The sequence below is a fragment of the Acidovorax sp. FG60 genome, assembly GCF_057808995.1.
Genome location: NZ_JBMDJC010000006.1, coordinates 61,658 through 82,287, shown reverse-complemented (window position 1 = coordinate 82,287; position 20,630 = coordinate 61,658). Strand labels below are relative to the sequence as shown.

Here is a 20,630-nt window from a genome sequence, read left to right as displayed (position 1 = left end):
ATGGCGTTGAATCTGTCCAAGAAGATTTGGCGTGTGAAAGAAATGGCGCGCAAGGAAGGCGTTTTTGCCGCCCTGCGTGCTGTGGTGCGTCGCCTGCGCCAAGGCCCAGGGAGGTATGTGGATGTCTTTCGCCACTACGACTTTGCCCTGCCTTATGTCTTGCCTGCCCAGTCGGGTGAGGCCAAGCCGGGCACCTTGCTGTGGTTCATTCCTGACTTCAATGTCGGGTCCGGTGGCCATCTGAACATCTTCCGCACCATCTGGCATCTGGAGCAGATGGGCTACACCTCCAGTATCGTGATCGGCAAGCCCGTCATGCACCACGATGCGCAGGAGGCCCGCGAGGCCATTCGGAAGCACTTCTTTCCGCTTCAGGCGCAGGTGTTGTTGGGTCTTGAAGATCTGCCGCCGTGCGAATTCTCCGTTGCTACGGGATGGGACACTGCCTACACCGTACGCGCCTTTACGGGCGCGAAGCACAAGCTCTACTTTGTACAGGACTACGAGCCGCATTTTTACCCCGTCGGGTCGGAGTCGGTCCTGGCACAGAATACTTACAGCTTTGGATTTTTCGGGATCACGGCGGGCGGCTGGCTGGCCAGCAAGTTGGCGAACGAATATGGCATGACCACCCACCCGGTAGGTTTTGGAGTGGAACTAGAGCGTTACCGGCGCTTGCCGCGCAGGGAGCCGGAAATTCGCCGGGTTTTCTTCTACGCGCGTCCCCCCACGCCCCGCAGGGCGTTTGAGTTAGGACTTCTGGTGCTGAATGCAGTGTGGGAGCGAATGCCCGACGTCCAGTTCGTACTGGCAGGCTGGGACACGGCTGGCTATCACATTCCGTTTCCACACCTGGGGTGTGGAACCGTGGCGCTCGATGATCTGCCGGATCTCTACAGCCAGTGCGATGTGGCGCTGGTTCTGTCGCTCACGAATGCATCGCTGTTGCCCCTGGAGTTGATGGCTTCGGGTTGTGCTGTGGTTTCGAATCGGGGGCCCAATGTGGAATGGCTCCTCAATGAAGACGTGGCCGCTTTGGCGGAGTCTTCGCCCGAGGGGTTGGCGGATGCAGTCTGTGACTTATTGCAAAACGATGAACGGCGCCATGCCTTGAGCGCGCGGGCCGAAAAGTTTGCGCGGGCGCAGACTTGGGACATGGTTGCGAAGGACTTTGAAGCAGCCCTGCTGCACGCGCGCACCCAGCAGCAAGTGGAGGCTTCCTGATGCGTTGCGCGATTCTGGGAGGTGCTGGGTTTCTGGGGCGCCATATTGGGCGTGCCATGGCGTCGGAAGGCGCAGAGGTGTGGTCGGTAGACCGGTCATTGTCGGCTGCGGGTAGTGCTCCCTGGCTGGCGGGAGAGGTGCAGGCAGATTGTTTTGACCTGCCCTCCTGGTGGGATGTGGTGGGGGGGGCAGACGTGATTGTTCACCTCGCTTCCTCCACGGTGCCGGCCACGGCCAGTGAGGACCCCATCCAGGATGTCCAGACCAATCTGGTGGGAACCTTGCGCCTTCTTCAGGAATTGCGCAAAAAGGCCGCGCGCCCCAAGTTGCTGTTTGCGTCATCCGGTGGGGCGGTGTACGGGCGGCCGCAGTATGTGCCTTTGTGTGAGGCCCACCCCACCATGCCCATGGGGGCCTACGGCGCCACCAAACTGGCGATTGAGCACCACTTGCGCATCGAAGAGGCACAGCATGGCCTGCCATGCCGGATTCTGCGTTTGAGCAATCCCTACGGTGAGTGGCAGCAACCCCATGGGGTCCAAGGTGTGATTGCCGTTTTTGCACACCGTGCGCTCAATGCGCAACCGCTGGATGTGTGGGGGGACGGGTCCGTGGTGCGCGATTTTGTTTACGCTGCGGATGTGGGATATGCGTTCGCAGCAGCGGCGCGCCATGAGGGGGAGACCCGGATATTCAACATTGGCGGTGGTGCAGGGCACAGCGTCAACGATATTGTGCACACACTGGAGCAGTTGTTGGGGCATGCCGTAGAACGGCGTGTATTCCCTGCGCGTGCTTTTGACCCACCGGTCAATGTGTTGGACATTCAGCGTGCCCAGAACGAGCTGTTCTGGAAGCCGACGATGGCTTTCGAGGACGGGGTGGCCAAATCGGTCGAATGGTTGCGGACGGTAGCATGACGCGCCCTGTTTCCCATTCCACTGGGGTCTCATCGGCAGCGCCGCGCAATGCGCGCCAGCTGTGGGTGCTTTGGCGGTACTGGATGGTGCGCGAGTTCAAGACGCGCTATGCCGGTTCGGTATTGGGTTTTGCCTGGGCTTTTGTTCAGCCCGTCGCCACGCTGGCTATCTTCTATGTTCTTTTTGGCTTGGTGCTGGCGGTGCGGGTGCCCGGGCTGGACGTGAACAATGGCTATCTGCTGCACCTTCTGGCGGGGCTTGCAGTCTGGCTACCCTTTACCGATGCCATTGGCCGTGGGGTTGGGTCCCTGGCGGCGTACGAGGACTTTCTGCGCAAGCAGCCTATGCCTGCGGAGATACTGCCCGCAGTGTCCGTTGGAGGTAGCCTGCTCGTTCTGGGTATTGGCTATGCGCTGTTGATTGTCTTGTCGGTGGTGCAGGGTGTGGGGCCTTACGCGTCACTGGCTTGGCTACCGGTTCTGGTGCTGGCCCAGATTGCGCTGACCTTTGGTCTTACGTTGCTGCTGAGCATGGCCCACTTTCTGTGGCGTGATGTGGGCTCCATGGTGGCCTTCGCACTACAGCTCTGGTTCTACCTGACACCTGTCGTATACCCCCTGTCCCAGGTGCCGGAGAAATTCCACAACTGGTTCCTTTTCAACCCCGTAGCTTGCCTGGTCCTGATGGTGCAGAGCACTGTATTGCATATGCCGGTGCCGCCGGGAACCCCCGTGGCCTTGGCCGTATGGGTGTTGTTGCTGGGTGGAGGGGGGTGGTGGTTCTTCCGCTCAATGAAGTCTGCACTGGGCGAGGCCTTGTAAAGCCATGACGATCCGCTTTGAAGGCATTGAAAAGACCTATATGGTCTACAGCCGTCCGCAGGACCGGCTTTGGGAGTGGGTGACGCGTAAGCAGCGCCACCGTATACATGTCGCTTTGACCGGGGTGGATTTTGAGGTGCAGGCCGGCGAAACGTTTGGCCTCATCGGTGAAAACGGTGCGGGCAAAAGCACCTTGCTGAAAATCGCGGCAGGCACCATCCGTCCCACCCGTGGGCAGGTGTTTCAAGAAGGCCGCGTTGCCGCGTTGCTGGAGCTTGGTGCGGGGTTTCACCCGGAGGAGTCCGGCTACGACAACATCCGCTTCATGGCCGCGTTGCATGGGCTGGAGGGCACCGCCATGGAGGACTTCATTGTCCGCGCCACTGCGTTCTCGGAGTTGACCAAGGAGACGCTGGAGCGGCCGGTGAAGACCTACTCATCGGGCATGTTCATGCGGCTCGCTTTTGCCGCTGCGACGGCCATCGATCCGGATGTTTTGATCGTGGATGAGGCGCTCTCCGTGGGCGACCTGCATTTCCAGAAGAAGAGCCTCAATCGCATTCTGGAGCTTCGTGAGCGAGGCGCCACGGTGCTTTTCTGTTCCCACAACCTGTATCAGGTACGAAGCCTCTGTCAGCGGGCGGCATGGATACACGGCGGTCGAGTGCAGGCGATCGGAGCTACCGAGGACGTGGTGACCGCCTACGAATCCCATGAGCGACGCAGGTATGCCCACCTGCGCGTCGAGGCCCATGAGGCTGCAAAAAAGGATGAAGCGGCGCAGCCCGCAGCGGCGTCTTCGTCGGGAGCGCCATTGGTAAAAATCGCCGGCCTGACGATCGAAACGGGGGACGGCATCAACCCTGCGCAGGTGGATTCGTTTCAGGATCTGTCGGTAGAGATCGAGATCGAGTCCTATGCGGACGCGCCGTTTCATGTGTTGTTTGCAATTGTTCGCCCGGACAAGGACAACGTTTTTGGCACGAGCACGCAGTTTCGTGCCGAGGGTAAGCCGCTGCAGGGCACTGGCAGCCACCGCATTCGCGCCAGGTTCCCACGCTTGCCGCTCCTGTCGGGTGAATACCTCTGGAGCGTCTATGTCCTGGATGATTCAGGTATCCAGGTGCTGGACATGGCGGAACTTATCCAGCCCTTTACCGTGCTGAACCAGAAGCACCGGGAGTTTGGTGTTGCCTGGCTGGAACACGAATGGGTGCTGGTGGAATGACGCGAGCCTGGTCTCTGGACCTGCTTTTCCCTTTCATTGCCCGGCTGCCTACGACCCTGCCCTGGCGGCTGGCCGGGCGGATAGGGCGGGAATCAGCGGCGGAGCGCGAGCACCTGCTGCGCTGGCTCGAAAGCTTGTTTGCCCGGGTCTTCCCGCAAGCCACGGGGGGGCAGCATGCGCAATGGGCTCGCGCCCACTTGGACATGTTAGCGCAGGAGATGGTGGATGCCATGGCCTTCAGCCGCCTGGGCCGTTCCGGAGGGCCGACCATTGATCTGCAAGGTGCCGAGTTTGCCAAAGGCCTTGCTCGCCAAGGCAAGGGCTTCATACTGGTTCTCAATCACTATGACCGGCTTCTGACGGCCCCGGTTGCTTTGGCGAGGGAGGGTGTCGCCACCAATGTTCTGACCATGCCGGTCTTGGACAATCCGGAGCTTGAGGCTGCGCAGCGCCGTTTCTTGCTGCGAAAAATTCAAGGCTATACCGAGGTGACGGGTGGAAAATGGCACACCACGAGTGAAGGGCTGCGCCCGGTGCATGAAAGCCTGCGGGCGGGGCAAGCGTGGGTGATTCTGGCTGATGCATGGCGACCTGAGTTTGGCCGCTTGCGTGGTAACCCTTTTCTGGGCGGCAACCTGAGTCTGCCCACAGGTATTGAGCGTCTGGCGCAATCCACGGGCGTTCCGTTGCTGCATGCTGTGACTTATTCCCGACGCCCTGACCATCTGGAGGTTGTCGTCGAGCCATTGCCGGAAAATCCCAGGCAGGCGATCGATATAGTCATCCAGCGGCTGGAGCAGGATGTTCTGGCCCGGCCTTGGGCATGGTGGCAGTGGGGATTGTGGGATCAGATGTGGCAGCCCGAACCGGCGCCAAAGGCGGAGGGAAATGCATGACCAATATTGAGCGATACGACTACGCATTCGACCCGGATGGTGAGGAGTGGGCCGCTCGGTTGCTGCGCCGCGTACCACCAGATGGCGGCTCGGTCTTGGAGCTTGGGCCGGGCCCTGGCGCCATGACCCGTGTTCTCCTGGCTCGGGGCTATCGCGTCACGGTGGTGGAAAACGACCCCGAGGCGCTGGAAGTGCTCAAGACACTGGACGTGGAGGTCATCCCTGGAAATCTGGACAGCACCGACTGGCTGGATGCGCTCAAGGGTCGGCAGTTTGATACGGTGATGGCTTGTGATGTGCTGGAACACCTCAGAAAGCCCGAAGATGTGTTGCAGCGGTTGAGTGAGTTTGTCGCTCCCATGGGCTGTCTACTGATTTCCGTTCCGAACATCGCCTATGCCGGGGTGCTGGCTTCTATGCGAAGCGGCATCTTTGACTATTCCGACAAGGGCCAACTGGACAGGACCCATGTCCGTTTCTTTACCAAACGCAGCATGGAGAAGATGTTGCTGGACTGCGGATGGGCTCCCCGGGTCTGGGAAGCCAACAGGGTACCCGTTGAATGCAGCGAATTCGCCGGCTACTGGAGCGCCCTGTCGGGCGACCAGCGCCAGGCGTTGTTGGCTGGGTGGCAGGACTTTGACGTCTACCAGTGGATGGTGGTGGTCACGCCTTCTGTGGATGCTCCAACGTGGGAGCTGAAAGAGGCTCGGGGCATGGCGGAAAGCTTGCGCGACGAGTTGCAAGCACTGACGGTGCTGCACCAGCGCGAACGAGCTTCGTTGCTGGAGCACCAGAAGGCCTTTGCGGAAGCCAAGGACCTCATTGGGAAACTCCAGCAAGAGATCAATGAGTTGCGCACAGAGGTGGGTTCGCTGCGGGCCGAAAAGACACTGGTGGAGTCTGAGCTTGCGACCACGCAAATAGCGTTGCAGGCCAGGACGGCGGAGCTGAACGATCGCGCATGGCGCAGCCGTTGGCGCAGGCTCATAGGTTCGCATCACAGCCGGTGAACATGACGGACATGCTGCTGGGAATTCCTGCTTTCACGGCGTCACACGCAGGTGTGGATCGCATGGGCGCCGAATGTCGGATCGACCCGTCCGTCTCGGTCATGCGTTTCGGCCAGCGCTCCGATGTCTTGTGCCTGGCCGACGGGGTCAGTATCTATGCCCAGACACGGCTGGTGCTGGGCGATGTGGTGGCAGATCCCTGCGTGGGTATCCGCATCGGAGCCCGTACTATCGTCAATGTGGGAGGCTACCTGTCGGGTGAAGGTGGCCTGGAGATTGGTGAGGATGTCCTGATTGGTCCCCATGCCAAGCTGCTGTCCGCCGGCCATGCCATCGATGGGGGGGATGTGGTGATTGCTCGCAACCGAATCACCCGGGCAAGAATCGTTGTGGAAGACGGTGCCTGGATCGGTGCTGGCGCGATTGTTCTAGAGGGCGTGACGATTGGCCGTGGCGCGGTCGTGGCAGCCGGGGCGCTGGTGCGACAGGATGTCCCGGCGGGCATGGTAGCTGCAGGTATGCCCGCCAGGCTGATCCGTTCAAGGCGGGGGGATGCATGGCCGGAGCCTGAGCCCGAGGCAGCGGCCTCCTGGTTGCAACAGGTCGGTGCTGGGCTGAAAAGTTTCTTTCGCGAAGGGCGCGAGGTCAAATGAGAACCATGAGTCTGTTTTGGAAGGAGTCTGATGAGCACGACCTCCCATCGCTTGGGACGGTCATGCGTGGTGTCATGCTCTTGGTTTTTCTGGTTGGGGGATGGTTGCCGTCCTCCTGGGCGAACCAGGTGTGGGAGTTTGTGGATGGGGAGGGCGTAACCCACATCGGCAATGTGCCTCCTTCGGCGGCTACGCGGGGTGTGATCTGGCTCAGCCGTGTGCCTCCCGCCTCGGTGGTGAAGGGCAAGGATCGCAGCCCCTCTGCACTGCAGTTTCCGGGCTATGACGACGTCAAGCAGCACCTGGAAGCGGCGGCGGTGGCGCAGTCGCTGGACCCTGCATTTGTGATTGCCGTCGCGGCAGCAGAGTCGGCCTTCAATGTGAAAGCCGTTTCGCGCAAAGGTGCGTTGGGGCTGATGCAGGTCATGCCGGCAACGGCTGAGCGTTATGGGGTTGCAGCGCGCCCTTCGTCAGACGGAGAGCATGCCGCGATGGAGCCCAAAGTGAATGCGCAGATTGGCACCCGCTACCTGGCCGATCTGCTGCGCATGTTCGATGGCGACAAGGAACTGGCGCTGGCGGCGTACAACGCCGGGGAAGGTGCCGTGATCAAGTATGGTCGGCGCATCCCGCCGTATCCCGAAACGCAGCAGTACGTGGAAAAGGTGATGCGTTTTTACCGTGGCTCGCTTCGGTAGTGGCCCCGGGTTCTGACCGCATGAACCCCTCCATGGCCCCCTCGGAGTTGTCGAGGGGCCGGCCTGATTCCGGCTCGGGCCTTCGTGGTGGCGTCTTCCCAGGTTCTCCCCACATGGCGTCCTTGCAGCATGCCAACAGCCCCAGTTCGCTGGGGTGGGGCTGCGTGGATAGCGCTTTCTTACAGGTGCTGGGACTGAGTGCGGGTACCATCGGCCGCTCATGATCTGGTTATCTGTGGTGGCATTCATCGTTGCAGCGTTGGCGGCAGGGTTCATCGTGCGGTGGATGCACAGCCACGCTTCCGTGTACGGCAACGGCATGCCCCAACGCTTTCATCTGGGGGACGTTCCCCGCTTGGGGGGAGCCGCATTGCTGCTGGGCATTGGGTGCAGTTGGGGCCTTGGTGTTCTTCAATCTACCCATTGGGGTGATCCTGGCTCGCTGAAGCTCGGAGCTTGGGTGGGGGGCTGGCTGGTGGCCTTGCTGCCCGCCGCGCTGGGCGGCATTGCGGAGGACATGACCCAGCGCCTGTCTGTGCGTTACCGTTTGAGCCTGACCGGCGCATCCGGCGCTCTGGCGGTGATCCTGCTGGATCTGACCTTGCCGCGCATGGGGTGGCCTTGGCTGGATTCTTTGCTGGCCGCTGCTCCGTGGCTGGGCGTTGCGGTGGTTGTTCTGGCGGTTGCGGGACTTCCCCATGCGTTCAACATTATTGATGGCTACAACGGCCTGGCGGGCATGGTGGCTCTGATCGTCTGTCTTGCGCTGGCCCATGTGGCCCTGCAGGTGGGGGACCGTGCGCTGGCTGCGCTGTTGGTGTCCACAGCGGCGGCGACGGGCGGGTTTCTGGTCTGGAACTACCCGCGCGGAATGTTGTTCGCGGGGGATGGCGGTGCCTACGTGTGGGGCGGCGTGATTGCCCTGGCCAGCATTTCCCTGGTGCAGCGCAACGCCGATGTGTCGCCCTGGTTCCCCATGCTTTTGCTGATCTACCCCGTCTGGGAAACGATCTTCTCGATCTACCGCAAGACCGTGAGGGGCGTTTCCCCCGGCGTTGCCGATGCGCTGCACTTTCACCAATTGATTTACCGTCGCATTGTTCGGGGTGTCTTCCATGACGATGAATCGCGCAGGGTGTTGATGCGCAATAACCGCACATCCCCCTACCTGTGGGGCTTCACCTTGCTGACGGTGGTGCCTGCGGTACTGTTCTGGAGCAATACCCCACTGCTGATGGCGTTTTGCGGCCTGTTCGTCATCAGCTATGTGATGGCCTACCTGGCCATTGTGCGTTTCAAGGTACCCAACTGGTTGCGCCACTGACGGCGGGTGCGCTGGCAAACCCAGCGCGCCGCGCGAATGCGGCACAATTTGCGCCTCACCGTTTTCTCTGGATGGCCCGCCTCCATGACCGACCTTCTTTCGATTGCCCCGCGCGACAAGGCTGAAATCCTGGCCCAGGCGCTGCCTTACATCCGCAAGTTCCATGGCAAGACCATGGTCATCAAATATGGCGGCAACGCCATGACCGACCCCGCGCTGCAGGCCGACTTTGCCGAGGACGTGGTGCTGCTCAAGCTCGTGGGCATGAACCCCGTGGTCGTGCACGGCGGCGGACCTCAGATTGAGACGGCGCTGAACCGCCTGGGCAAGAAGGGCGAGTTCATCCAGGGCATGCGGGTGACCGATGCTGAGACCATGGAAGTGGTCGAGTGGGTGCTGGCCGGCGAGGTGCAGCAGGACATCGTGGGCCTGATCAACCAGGCCGGCGGCAAGGCTGTGGGCCTGACGGGGCGCGACGGCGGCATGATCCGTGCGCAGAAGCTCAAGATGGTGGACAACAAGAACCCGTCCATCGAGCACGATGTGGGGCAGGTGGGAGACATCGTCTCCATCGATCCGAGTGTGGTCAAGGCGCTGCAGGACGACGCCTTCATCCCCGTCATCAGCCCCATCGGCTTTGGTGAGAACAACGAGAGCTACAACATCAACGCCGACGTGGTGGCCAGCAAGCTGGCCACGGTGCTGCAAGCGGAAAAGCTCATGCTGCTGACCAACACGCCCGGCGTGCTGGACAAGGCGGGCAATCTGCTCACCGACCTGACGGCCCGCGAGATCGACGCGCTGTTTGCCGACGGCACCATCTCTGGCGGCATGCTGCCCAAGATTGCGGGAGCGCTGGATGCTGCCAAGGCCGGCGTGAACGCAGTGCACATCATTGATGGGCGTGTGCCGCACGCCATGCTGCTCGAAATCCTGACCGACCAGGCCTACGGGACCATGATTCGTAGCCATTGAAATGGTCCATCCCTCTGAGTCGCTTCTCGCCTTCTCCCTTCTCTCGCTTCGCGGGGTGGGTGACGTCGCCAGCGCCAGCACAGGGTATTGGCTGTCCTTGCGCGGCGGCCGCCGGATGAGGCTGCGCCAGCCTATCGGGCATGCTGCTATGCACAGCGAACAAGTGGGTTGATATGCGACTCTTGCTGGTCGAAGACGATGTGATGGTTGCCAGCGGCATCAAGCTGGGGTTGACCGACGCGGGGTACGCCGTGGATTGGGTCGGAAGCGGTGAGCGCGCCGAAGAGGTGCTGCGCACCGAGTCGTTCGACGCGGCCATCATCGATATCGGCCTGCCGGCCATGGATGGGCTGGAACTCACCCGCCGCCTGCGCCGCCCTGATATGGCAAGCCCCGCCCTGCCGGTGCTGATCCTCACCGCGCGCGATGCACTGCACGACCGCGTGCAGGGGCTGGACCTCGGGGCCGACGACTACATGGTCAAGCCCTTCGAGTTGCCTGAACTGCTGGCACGCCTGCGCGCCCTGCTGCGCCGCTCGCAAGCCGCGACCACAGCGGTGTTGAGTTTTGGTCCGCTGGAGCTGGACACGGCTGGCCGTCGCGCCAGCATCCGTACCGGGGACGGGGAGCAGGTCATTGAGCTCGGTCCGCGCGAATGGACTGTGCTGGAGTACCTGCTCATCAATGCCCCCAAGCCTGCCAGCAAGGACAAGCTTCTGCAGGCTCTGACGGGTTGGGACAAGGAGATCACGCCCAACGCGGTGGAGGTCTACGTCTCCCGGCTGCGTGGCAAACTGGAGCCGCATGGCGTGGCGCTGCGTTCGATCCGTGGGTTCGGCTATCGGCTTGAACTCCAGGCTGCCTGAGCGGAACCGGCCTGGCTGAAGCCGTCGGTAAGGATCATGATGACGCCGCCGGACCGAGCCATCCCTTCCCCACGGCCCGGCCTGCGTGCCATGACCTCCGACCTGCGCAATCGGCTGCTGATCTTGCTGGTGCTGCCTTTGTGCGCGCTGGCTCTGGTGGGCGTGTGGCTCGACTACCGCTCGGCCGACGAGGCCGCCGGGCGGCACGACCAGCGCCTGCTGCGGCTGTTGCCCGCTCTGGCAGATTCGGTGCTGGCCCCCTCCATCCGTGACCACGAGCCGCCCTTGCTGCTGCTGGCGCCTCCGGTCGAAGACTTTCTGCGCCAGAACACCGGGTTTGCGGGTTACAGCGTGCGCGACATCTCTGGACGCCTGCTGCTGGGCGACGACTGGGTGCACAGTGCCGTGCCCACCACCCATGCGCCCGAATTCCACAGCGTTGAGTTTGGCGGGGTGACCTATAGGGTGGCGGTGCAGCGTGGTCGCACCGGGGCTGGCGAACTAGTGGTGGCGCTGGCCGACGGGTCTGACCCGCGCCAGCAATGGGCGCAGCAGCTCCTGCTGCGGGTGCTGCTGCCCAACCTGGTGCTGGTGGCCGCCGCCGCGCTGGCCATCCACTGGGCTGTGGGCCGGGCCTTCAAACCGCTCGTGGACTTGGCCGAAGCGGTGGAGCACCGTTCGCCGCGTGACCTGAGCCCTATCGACGAAGCCTCGTCGCCCGCCGAGGTGCGCCCGCTCGTGCACTCGCTCAACCGCCTGTTTGCACTGGTCAATGCGCAGGCGGAAGGGCAGCGCCGCTTTGTGGCCGATGCGGCGCACCAGCTGCGCACCCCGCTGGCGGGCCTGCAGGCACAGGTCGAAGCCTGGGCCATGATGGCCAAGGCGGCGGCACCACCCCGGGTGTCCTTGTCAAATCTTGAGGGAAAATTGCCGCTAGCGCACGATGGGCAAGCGAAAGGTGCTATTGTTTTAGGAGTTGACCAGATCGAAAAGCTGCGCAATGCCACGCGCCGCACTTCGCAGCTTGCCCACCAGCTGCTGGCACTGTCGCGCGCCGATGCGCGCAGCCTGGACGCGCAGCCGCCCCAGCGTGTAGACCTCAAGGACCTGTGCGAAACCCTGCTGGAGACCTTTCTCGACCCAGCCACCGGCAAGGGGCTGGACCTGGGGCTGGAAGTCCAGCCCGTGCATGTCACCGGCCATGGCTGGCTGCTGCGCGAGTTGTTGTCCAATCTGGTGGACAACGCCATCAAGTACACCCCGGCGGGCGGCATTGTGACCATACGCTGTGGCATGCGCCAAGGGCGCGCAGGGCCGCCGCGTGTGTTCATCGAGGTGGAAGACGATGGGCCTGGCGTGCCCGATGCCGAGCGAGGGCGCGTCATGCAGCGTTTTTACCGGGTGCCCGGTACGGTGGGCGAGGGCACGGGGCTTGGGCTTGCCATTGCCGACGAAATTGCGCGCGTGCACCGCGCTGCCCTCACGCTGGGCACCGGCCCGCTGGGGCACGGCCTGCTGGTGACTGTGGTGTTTCCGCTGTAAATCGGCGTAGCGGTAGCTGCTCTCGCCCGTGCCCATGGGGCCGCCCCAGGGCCTGTGCGAGAATCATTTCCACACATGATTTACGCCCTGCCGCAGGCCGGTGCATGCCCACCTGGCATGTGAACCCGGCGCAGGGTGCCCTTGGCCGCATGGCCTTACCCCAGCCCTTGTTCCTGCATGTCTGAACTTTCGCCCCTCCCCGAGCCAGCCAGTACCGACGACGGGGGCGAAACTCCGGCTGCGCGCAAACGGCCCAAGCCGGGTGAGCGGCGCGTACAGATCCTGCAAGCGCTGGCGGCCATGCTCGAGCAGCCTGGGGCAGAGCGCATCACCACCGCCGCGTTGGCGGCGCGTCTTTCTGTCAGCGAGGCCGCGTTGTACCGCCACTTCGCCAGCAAGGCGCAGATGTTCGAAGGGTTGATCGACTTCATCGAGCAGACCGTGTTCACCCTGGTCCAGCAGATTACCGGCCGCGATGTACCCGATCCGGACCAGTCTGCCGAAGTGGGCACGCGCCAGGCTGCGCGGATCGTGGCGTTGCTGCTGCAGTTTGGCGAGCGCAACCCCGGCATGGTGCGCGTGATGGTGGGCGATGCCCTGGTGTTTGAGCACGAGCGCCTGCAGCAGCGCATGAACCAGTTTTTTGACCGCATCGAATCCACCCTGCGCCAGTGCCTGCGCCCGGCGGTGGCGGGCTCTGCCACACCCACTGTGGATGCCCAGGTCGCGGCCAGCGTGCTCACGGCGTTTGCCGTGGGGCGCCTGCAACGCTACGCGCGCTCGGGTTTCAAGCGCCCGCCATCGGAGCACCTGGAAGCCAGCCTGGCGCTGATTCTCTGATACCACCGCCTGGGTGCCGCCTGCCGTGGGCGGCCCGGTGGCGGGGGCGGAAGCGATGGGGTGGGGCAGTGGGTGGCACCGCCGCAACGAATGGTTTGGGTGGGCCTCCCTATTTTTTCCGGGGGTTTTGGTCGGGCGGAGAATTTGCTGCAGAATAGAACGAACGTTCGTTTTTATTTGCCCGCATGTCCGCCACCTCTTCATCCAGCCAGGTCACCCGCATCCCGCGCGCTCGCAGCGGTACCGGCCGCGCCCTGCAAAAAGGCCAGCAAACCAAGGCGGCCATCGTCGAGGCAGCGCTGGGCCTGGCCACGCACATCGGCCTGGAAGGCCTGTCCATCGGGGCGTTGGCCGACGTCACGGGCATGAGCAAGTCGGGCGTGTTTGCCCATTTTGGCTCTCGCGAAGAGCTGCAGATCTCCGTGGTTCGTGAATACCACACGCGTTTCGAGCAGGAAGTGTTCTACCCCGCCATGTCCGCGCCGCGTGGCCTGGCCCGGCTCAGCGCCATGTTCGACAACTGGATGAAGCGCACCTCCATCGAAATCGATTCGGGCTGCATCTACATCAGCGGTGCGGTCGAATTTGATGACCGCACCGGCCCCGTGCGTGACGCGCTGGCCAGCTCGGTGCTGACCTGGCACGCCGCCATGCGCCGCGCCATCGAGCAGTGCAAGGGCCTGGGCGAGCTGCGCGCGGACACCAATGCCGAGCAGATGCTGTTCGAGATCCACGGCCTCATCCTCGCGCTGCACTACGAAGCACGCTTCCTGCAGACCCCGGGCTCCATGGCCCGGGCGGTGCAGGGCTTTCACAACATCCTGGCGCGCTACAGCGCCACACAACCAGGCGCCAGCGCAGAAGCAGCACCCGTTGCTGCTGCTGCCAAGCGCCGCAAAGTTTCCAACCAAACCACCACCTCCAAGGAGTAAACCCCATGCCTATGTACACGCCGCCCCTGCGCGACATGCAATTCGTCATGCACGAAGTGCTCAAGGTCAGCGATGAATTCAAGGCCATGCCGCCCCACGCCGAGGTGGATGTGGACACCATCAACGCGGTGCTCGAAGAAGCCGGCAAGTTCACTGCCGAAGTGACCTTCCCGTTGAACATCAGCGGCGACACCGAAGGCTGCGTGCTCAACAAGGCCACCCACGAAGTGAAGACCCCCACGGGCTTCAAGGATGCCTACGCCAAGTACGTCGAAGGTGGCTGGGCGGCACTGTCGTGTGACCCTGCCTACGGCGGCCAGGGCCTGCCCTTCGTGCTGAACCAGTGCCTGTACGAGATGATGAACTCGGCCAACCAGGCCTGGACCATGTACCCCGGCCTGTCGCACGGCGCCTACGAAGCCCTGCACGCCCACGGCACCGAAGAGCAAAAGGCCCTGTACCTGCCCAAGCTGACCAGCGGCGAGTGGACCGGCACCATGTGCCTGACCGAACCCCACTGCGGCACCGACCTGGGCCTGCTGCGCACCAAGGCCGAGCCGCAGGCCGACGGCACCTACAAGATCACCGGCAACAAGATCTTCATCAGCGCCGGCGAGCACGACATGACCGCCAACATCGTGCACCTGGTGCTGGCCCGCCTGCCCGACGCGCCCAAGGGCAGCAAGGGCATCAGCCTGTTCGTCGTGCCCAAGTTCAATGTGAAGGCCGACGGCTCGCTGGGCGAGCGCAACCCCATCTTCTGCACGGGCTTGGAGCACAAGATGGGCATCCACGGCAATGCCACCGCGCAGATCGCCATCGACGGCGCCATCGGCACCATGGTGGGCCAGCCCAACAAGGGCCTGGCCGCCATGTTCGTGATGATGAACGCCGCCCGCCTGGGTGTGGGCAACCAGTCGCTGGGCCTGACCGAAGTGGCTTACCAAAATGCGCTGGCTTACGCCAAGGACCGCATCCAGATGCGCAGCCTCTCGGGCGTGAAGGCCAAGGACAAGGACGCCGATCCCATCATCGTGCACCCCGACGTGCGCAAGATGCTGCTCACCGCCAAGGCCTACGCCGAAGGCGGCCGCGCGCTGCAGATCTTCTGCACGCTGCTGCTGGACAAGGTGCACAGCCACCCCGATGAAAAGGTGCGTGCCGAATCCGAAGAGATGGTGGCGCTGCTCACCCCCATCGTGAAGGCCTTCATCACCGACAACGGCCACATCTCCACCAACGCCTGCATGCAGGTCTTCGGCGGCCACGGCTTCATCAAGGAATGGGGCATGGAGCAGTACGTGCGCGACAACCGCATCAACATGATCTACGAAGGCACCAACACCATCCAGTCGCTGGACCTGTTGGGCCGCAAGATCCTGGGCAACAACGGCGCCACGCTCAAGAAGCTGGGCAAGCTGATCGGCAAGCTGGTGGAAGAAGAAGGCGTGAACGAGAAGATGGCCGAGTTCATCAACCCGGTGGCCATGCTGGGTGACCAGATGACCAAGTTCACCACCGAGATCGGCTTCAAGGGCATGCAGAACCCCGACGAAGTGGGCGCTGCCGCCGTGGACTACCTGCGCGTGGCCGGCCACTTGGTGTTCGGCTACCTGTTCGCCCGCATGGCCCAGGTCGCCCTGCGCGAGATCGCCGCTGGCAACACCGACCCGTTCTATGGCGCCAAGCTGCAGACGGCGCGCTTCTACTTTGCCAAGCTGTTCCCCGAAACCGTCACGCTGATGCGCACGGCCCGTGCTGGCAGCAAGGTGCTGATGGACACGGATCTGGCCCTGGCCTGATCGGTAGACCTGCGGATTTCAAGCTTTTTTGGCACGGAGCGCCTATGTATAAAGCGGTAGCAGCTATCATTTTCGTAGCGTTTTCAGCGCCCGTCTGGGCGCAGGCGACGCCCGAAGGCCTGTGGCGCAACATCGACGACAAGACCGGCGAGGCCAAGGCCGAAATCCGCATCCGCGACATCGGCGGCGGCGTTTTGAACGGGGCGCTGGAAAAGCGCCTGTCCAAAGACGCCAAGCCCGATGAGGTCTGCGACGAATGCTCGGATGACCGCAAGGGCAAGCCCATCTTGGGCCTGGAGATCATCCGGGGTGCCAAGAAGGCTGACGGCAAAGAGGTGTGGGAAGGCGGCAAGATTCTCGACCCCGAGAACGGCCGCAACTACACCCTGCGCATGACCCCCGTCGAGGGCGGCAAGAAGCTCGAAGTGCGGGGCTCGATCGGCCCGTTCGGCCGCACGCAAACCTGGATCCGCGTCCAGTAAACCCCATTCCCGTGGCCTTGCGCGCCCCATGCGGTGTTGCGCAACGCCCCAACCAGGAACCCAACCCATGTCCCGATTCCAAGTGAAAAAAGTCGCCGTACTCGGCGCAGGCGTGATGGGCGCGCAGATTGCCGCCCACCTCGTCAACGTGAAGGTGCCCGTGGTGCTGTTCGACCTGCCCGCCAATGAAGGCCCCAAGAACAGCATCGTCACCAAGGCCGTTGAAGGCCTGAAAAAGCTAAAGCCTTCGCCCCTGGGCGTGGCCGACGACGCGGCGCTGATCCAGCAGGCCAACTACGAAGAGCACATGCACCTGCTCAAGGAATGCGACCTCGTGATCGAGGCCATTGCCGAGCGCATGGACTGGAAGCTCGACCTGTACACCAAGATCGCGCCCCACGTGGCCAAGCACGCCATCCTGGCGTCCAACACCTCGGGCCTGTCGATCACCAAATTGAGTGAAGTGCTGCCCGAGAGCATCAAGCCCCGTTTCTGCGGCATCCACTTCTTCAACCCCCCGCGCTACATGACGCTGGTGGAGCTGATCAACACCCCCACCACCCAGCCTGAAGTGCTGGACCAGCTCGAAGCCTTTGTCACCAGCGGCCTGGGCAAGGGCGTGGTGCGTGCGCACGACACGCCCAACTTCGTGGCCAACCGCGTGGGCATCGCGGGCATGCTGGCCACGATGAAAGAGGTCGAGAACTTCGGCCTGACCTACGACGTGGTGGACGACCTCACGGGCAAGAAGCTGGGCCGCGCATCCAGCGGCACCTTCCGCACCGCCGACGTGGTGGGCCTGGACACCATGGCCCACGTGATCAAGACGCTGCAGGACAACCTGAGTATCGAGACCGACCCCTTCTACGAAAGCTTTGGTACGCCCGCCGTGCTGAAGAAGCTGCTGGAGCTGGGCAATCTGGGTCAGAAGACCAAGGCCGGTTTCTTCAAGAAGGTTGGCCGCGACGTGATGCGCTTCGAGCTGGAAAGCGAAGAGTACGTGCCCGCAGGCCAGAAGGCCGACGAGGTGTATGCGCGCATGCTCAAGAAGCCTGCGGCCGAACGCCTGCGCCTGCTGCGCAACGCCGAAGGTGCGCCCGGCCAGTTCCTCTGGGCCATCCTGCGCAACAGCTTCCACTACGCTGCCGTGCACCTGGGCACCATCGCCGACAACGCCCGCGACGTGGACCAGGCCATGCGCTGGGGCTTTGGCATGAAGCAGGGCCCCTTCGAGCTGTGGCAGGAAGCCGGCTGGCTGGAAGTGGCGAAGATGATCCAGGAGGACATCGACGCGGGCAAAGCGCTGTGCAAGGCATCGCTGCCCGAGTGGGTCTTCAAGGGCCCCGTGGCCGACGCCGGTGGCGTGCACACCGCGCAAGGTTCGTGGAGCGCATCGCAGAACAAGTTTGTGCCCCGCCGCCAGCTGCCCGTGTACGAGCGCCAGATCTTCCCCGAGGCGCTGCTGGGCGAATCCAATCTGCCCGACTGGCGCACCGCTGGCACCACCATTGCCGAATCGAAAGCCCTGCGCACCTGGACGCTCGATGGCCAAGTGCTCATCGCCAGCATCAAGAACAAGATGCACGCCATCAGCCCCGAAGTGATGGAAGCGCTGATGGAAGCGCTGGAACTGGCCGAGGCCGAATACCAGGGCATGGTCATCTGGTCCGGCGACGCGCCCTTCAGCGTGGGGGCCGACCTGGAAGCCACGATGCCCGCGTTCATGGTCGGCGGCGCCGATGCGGTGGAAAGCATCGAGCAGGAGCTGCAGAACCTGATGATGCGCATTCGCTACGCGCAGGTGCCTGTCGTCGCAGCCATCCATGGCATGGCGCTGGGCGGTGGTTGCGAGCTGGCCGTGTATTCGGCCAAGCGTGTGGCCCACATGGAAAGCTACATCGGCCTGGTCGAAGTGGGCGTGGGCCTGGTGCCCGGCGCCGGCGGCCTGACCTACATCGCCCGCCGCGCGGCCGAGAACATGGCAGCTTCCACATCCAAGGACATCCTGCCTTTCCTGACCGAAGGCTTCACCGCCGCCGCCATGGCCAAGGTGGGCACCAGCGCCATCGAATCGCGCAAGCTGGGCTTTTTGCTGGACAGCGACATCATCGTGCCCCACAAGGACGAGCTGCTGTTCGTGGCCATCAACGAAGCCAAGTCCATGGCCGCGAGCGGCTGGCGTGCACCGCACAAGCGCCTGTTCCCCGTGGCGGGCCGCAGCGGCCTGGCCACCATCAAGGCCCAGCTGGTGAACATGCGCGACGGAGGCTTCATCAGCGCCTACGACTTCAAGATCGGCGCCATGATCGCCGAGGTGGTCTGTGGCGGCGATGTGGATGCTGGCTCGATGGTGAGCGAGGAATACCTGCTCACGCTGGAGCGCAAGGTGTTCTGCCACCTGATCGCCCAGCCCAAGACGCACGAGCGCATCCTGGGCATGTTGTCCACCGGCAAGCCGGTTCGCAACTGATCCGGACGTCGATGGATAGCCGGTAGACCGACATGAGCGAACACGCCCCCAACAAATTGCAGCGCTCGCTGATGCGCCTGGACGAGGCCCCTGCCTTCCTGCGCGGCTTCGTGCAGAACATCATCCTGCGCCGGGCTGTGCCCTTCACCGGCACGGCCGGGGTGAAGTTCGTATCGCTCACGCCTGAGCGGGTCGAAGTGCATCTTGCCAACGAGCACCGTGTGCAAAACCACATTGGTGGTGTGCACGCCTCGGCCATGAACCTGCTGGCTGAAACGGCCACCGGCATGGTTGTGGGCATGAACGTGCGCGACGACTGCCTGCCGCTGGCCAAGGAGCTGAGCATGGCGTTCAAGAAGCGCGCCACGGGCGGCCTCAAAGCCGTGGCCACGCTCACCGCCGAGCAGCGCGCCGCCATGCGGGCCAGCGACAAGGGCGAGGTGCATGTGAAAGTCACCGTGACCGATGAAGCCGGTGTGGAGCCGGTCGAATGTGTATTTACGTGGGCCTGGGTTCCTTCCAGCCGCCCCCCCAAGAATTGAAGGAGTTTCACCATGGCTCAAAAACAAGTCCAGGACGCCTACATCGTCGCCGCCACGCGCACGCCCATCGGGCGCTCGGGCCGCGGTTATTTCAAGAACACCCGCCCCGACGACCTGCTGGTCGCTGCCATCAAGAGCGCCATGCTGCAGGTGCCCACGCTGGACCCCAAGGCGATTGAAGACGCCATCATCGGCTGCTCCTTCCCCGAAGGCGAGCAGGGCATGAACATGGCCCGCATTGCCGTGGGCCTGGCGTTCGACCACCCCGTGGGCGGCGTGACCGTGAACCGCTTCTGCGCATCGGGCATCACCGCGCTGCAGATGGCCGCCGACCGCATCCGCGTGGGCGAGGCCGACGTGCTGATCGCCGGTGGCGCCGAGTCCATGAGCCTGGTGCCCATGGGCGGCAACAAGCCCTCGTTCAACGCCGAGATTTTTGCCAAGGACGAAAACGTAGGCATCGCCTACGGCATGGGCCTGACCGCCGAAAAGGTCGCCCAGCAGTGGAAGGTGAGCCGCGAAATGCAGGACGCGTTCGCCCTTGAATCCCACCTGCGTGCCATCAAGGCGCAAAAGGCCGGTGAGTTCACCGACGAAATCACGCCCTTCGAGATCGTGGAGCGGTCGCCCAACCTCGCCACCGGCGAAGTGGTGGAAAAGCGCCGCACCGTGAGCCTGGACGAAGGCCCTCGCCCCGACACGTCCCTCGAAGGCCTGGCCAAGCTCAAGCCCGTGTTTGCGGCACGCGGCAGCGTCACGGCGGGCAACAGCTCGCAGACCAGCGATGGCGCGGGTGCACTGATCGTGGCCAGCGAAAAGGCGGTGAAGCAGTTTGGCCTGACGCCCCTGGCGCGTTTTGTGAGCTACGCAGCGCGTGGCGTGCCACCCGAGATCATGGGCATTGGTCCTATCGAAGCGATTCCTGCGGCCCTGCGTTATGCGGGTCTCAAGAGCGATGACATTGGTTGGTATGAGCTGAATGAAGCGTTTGCTGCGCAGTCGCTGGCCGTCATCAATACGCTGGGGCTGAACCCTGCGAACGTGAACCCCATGGGCGGCGCGATTGCGCTGGGGCATCCGCTGGGGGCCACGGGCGCGATTCGGGCGGCTACGGTGGTGCATGCGCTGCGCCGCCACAAGCTGAAGTACGGCATGGTCACGATGTGTGTAGGTACCGGCCAAGGCGCCGCCGGCATCATCGAAGCTTTGTGAGTTAGCTGGCTACTGCGCGGCTTTCATGCGTCGTTGGGCGGTGCTCGCAATCCTCACGTACCGCAAGTACGTTCCGGTTGCTGCGCTCCGTCCGCCTAGCCTGAAAGCCGCTCGCTACGCCCTTGAGGGCGGGGTGTGAAGGCAGGGGGAAGTGCACTGCCTGTTTTTCTTTTCCATTCAAGCTGGCGCA

Annotated in this window: 19 protein-coding genes; all 19 read left to right on the top strand. The window is 63.3% G+C overall.

Annotation, left to right across the window (positions count from 1 at the left end; genetic code table 11):
• Positions 1-1,224, top strand: coding sequence for a glycosyltransferase family 4 protein (locus tag ACODS0_RS10840; protein WP_487256900.1), 1,224 nt, complete (start codon positions 1-3; stop codon positions 1,222-1,224).
• Positions 1,224-2,144: an NAD-dependent epimerase/dehydratase family protein gene (locus ACODS0_RS10835; protein WP_121422244.1), complete on the top strand. Its 921-nt coding sequence runs from the start codon at positions 1,224-1,226 to the stop codon at positions 2,142-2,144. The genes ACODS0_RS10840 and ACODS0_RS10835 overlap by 1 nt, the downstream gene beginning before the upstream one ends.
• A complete protein-coding gene (locus ACODS0_RS10830) occupies positions 2,141-2,965 on the top strand; it encodes an ABC transporter permease (RefSeq protein ID WP_055396791.1) in 825 nt (274 codons plus the stop codon). The genes ACODS0_RS10835 and ACODS0_RS10830 overlap by 4 nt, the downstream gene beginning before the upstream one ends.
• Before the next feature lie 4 nt (positions 2,966-2,969).
• Positions 2,970-4,193: an ABC transporter ATP-binding protein gene (locus ACODS0_RS10825; RefSeq protein ID WP_121422246.1), complete on the top strand. Its 1,224-nt coding sequence runs from the start codon at positions 2,970-2,972 to the stop codon at positions 4,191-4,193.
• Positions 4,190-5,089: a lysophospholipid acyltransferase family protein gene (locus tag ACODS0_RS10820; RefSeq protein ID WP_436130297.1), complete on the top strand. Its 900-nt coding sequence runs from the start codon at positions 4,190-4,192 to the stop codon at positions 5,087-5,089. Before ACODS0_RS10825 ends, ACODS0_RS10820 begins: the two co-directional genes overlap by 4 nt.
• Positions 5,086-6,102 (top strand): class I SAM-dependent methyltransferase, encoded by a 1,017-nt coding sequence (locus tag ACODS0_RS10815; RefSeq protein WP_488834855.1) that lies wholly within the window; start codon positions 5,086-5,088, stop codon positions 6,100-6,102. Before ACODS0_RS10820 ends, ACODS0_RS10815 begins: the two co-directional genes overlap by 4 nt.
• A gap of 2 nt (positions 6,103-6,104) precedes the next feature.
• Positions 6,105-6,755 carry an acyltransferase gene (locus ACODS0_RS10810; RefSeq protein ID WP_436130295.1) on the top strand — a complete coding sequence of 217 codons (651 nt, stop codon included), beginning with the start codon at positions 6,105-6,107 and terminating at the stop codon, positions 6,753-6,755.
• Between the two features lie 74 nt (positions 6,756-6,829).
• Entirely contained in the window at positions 6,830-7,453 is a 624-nt protein-coding gene (locus ACODS0_RS10805) for a lytic transglycosylase domain-containing protein (RefSeq protein ID WP_255577460.1), read from the top strand.
• A gap of 220 nt (positions 7,454-7,673) precedes the next feature.
• Positions 7,674-8,777, top strand: coding sequence for a glycosyltransferase family 4 protein (locus ACODS0_RS10800; protein ID WP_029413975.1), 1,104 nt, complete (start codon positions 7,674-7,676; stop codon positions 8,775-8,777).
• A gap of 84 nt (positions 8,778-8,861) precedes the next feature.
• Positions 8,862-9,752, top strand: coding sequence for an acetylglutamate kinase (gene argB, locus ACODS0_RS10795; protein ID WP_055396782.1), 891 nt, complete (start codon positions 8,862-8,864; stop codon positions 9,750-9,752).
• Positions 9,753-9,925: 173 nt separating this feature from the next.
• Positions 9,926-10,618 carry a response regulator transcription factor gene (locus ACODS0_RS10790; protein WP_055396780.1) on the top strand — a complete coding sequence of 231 codons (693 nt, stop codon included), beginning with the start codon at positions 9,926-9,928 and terminating at the stop codon, positions 10,616-10,618.
• Positions 10,619-10,708: 90 nt separating this feature from the next.
• Positions 10,709-12,160: a sensor histidine kinase gene (locus ACODS0_RS10785; protein WP_121422250.1), complete on the top strand. Its 1,452-nt coding sequence runs from the start codon at positions 10,709-10,711 to the stop codon at positions 12,158-12,160.
• Between the two features lie 177 nt (positions 12,161-12,337).
• Entirely contained in the window at positions 12,338-13,000 is a 663-nt protein-coding gene (gene slmA, locus ACODS0_RS10780; RefSeq protein WP_488834848.1) for a nucleoid occlusion factor SlmA, read from the top strand.
• A 185-nt stretch (positions 13,001-13,185) separates the two neighbouring features.
• On the top strand, positions 13,186-13,932 hold the full coding sequence (locus ACODS0_RS10775; protein WP_488834845.1) for a TetR/AcrR family transcriptional regulator: 747 nt from the start codon (positions 13,186-13,188) through the stop codon (positions 13,930-13,932).
• Positions 13,933-13,937: 5 nt separating this feature from the next.
• Complete coding sequence (locus tag ACODS0_RS10770; RefSeq protein WP_306553381.1) at positions 13,938-15,734, top strand: acyl-CoA dehydrogenase C-terminal domain-containing protein; 1,797 nt, start codon at positions 13,938-13,940, stop codon at positions 15,732-15,734.
• A 44-nt stretch (positions 15,735-15,778) separates the two neighbouring features.
• On the top strand, positions 15,779-16,216 hold the full coding sequence (locus ACODS0_RS10765; protein WP_488834843.1) for a DUF2147 domain-containing protein: 438 nt from the start codon (positions 15,779-15,781) through the stop codon (positions 16,214-16,216).
• 67 nt (positions 16,217-16,283) lie between these two features.
• Positions 16,284-18,686, top strand: coding sequence for a 3-hydroxyacyl-CoA dehydrogenase/enoyl-CoA hydratase family protein (locus tag ACODS0_RS10760; protein ID WP_488834841.1), 2,403 nt, complete (start codon positions 16,284-16,286; stop codon positions 18,684-18,686).
• A 32-nt stretch (positions 18,687-18,718) separates the two neighbouring features.
• Positions 18,719-19,228, top strand: coding sequence for a DUF4442 domain-containing protein (locus tag ACODS0_RS10755; RefSeq protein WP_488834838.1), 510 nt, complete (start codon positions 18,719-18,721; stop codon positions 19,226-19,228).
• A 12-nt stretch (positions 19,229-19,240) separates the two neighbouring features.
• Positions 19,241-20,440 carry an acetyl-CoA C-acyltransferase gene (locus ACODS0_RS10750; protein ID WP_055400958.1) on the top strand — a complete coding sequence of 400 codons (1,200 nt, stop codon included), beginning with the start codon at positions 19,241-19,243 and terminating at the stop codon, positions 20,438-20,440.
• The last annotated feature ends 190 nt before the right edge of the window (positions 20,441-20,630 follow it).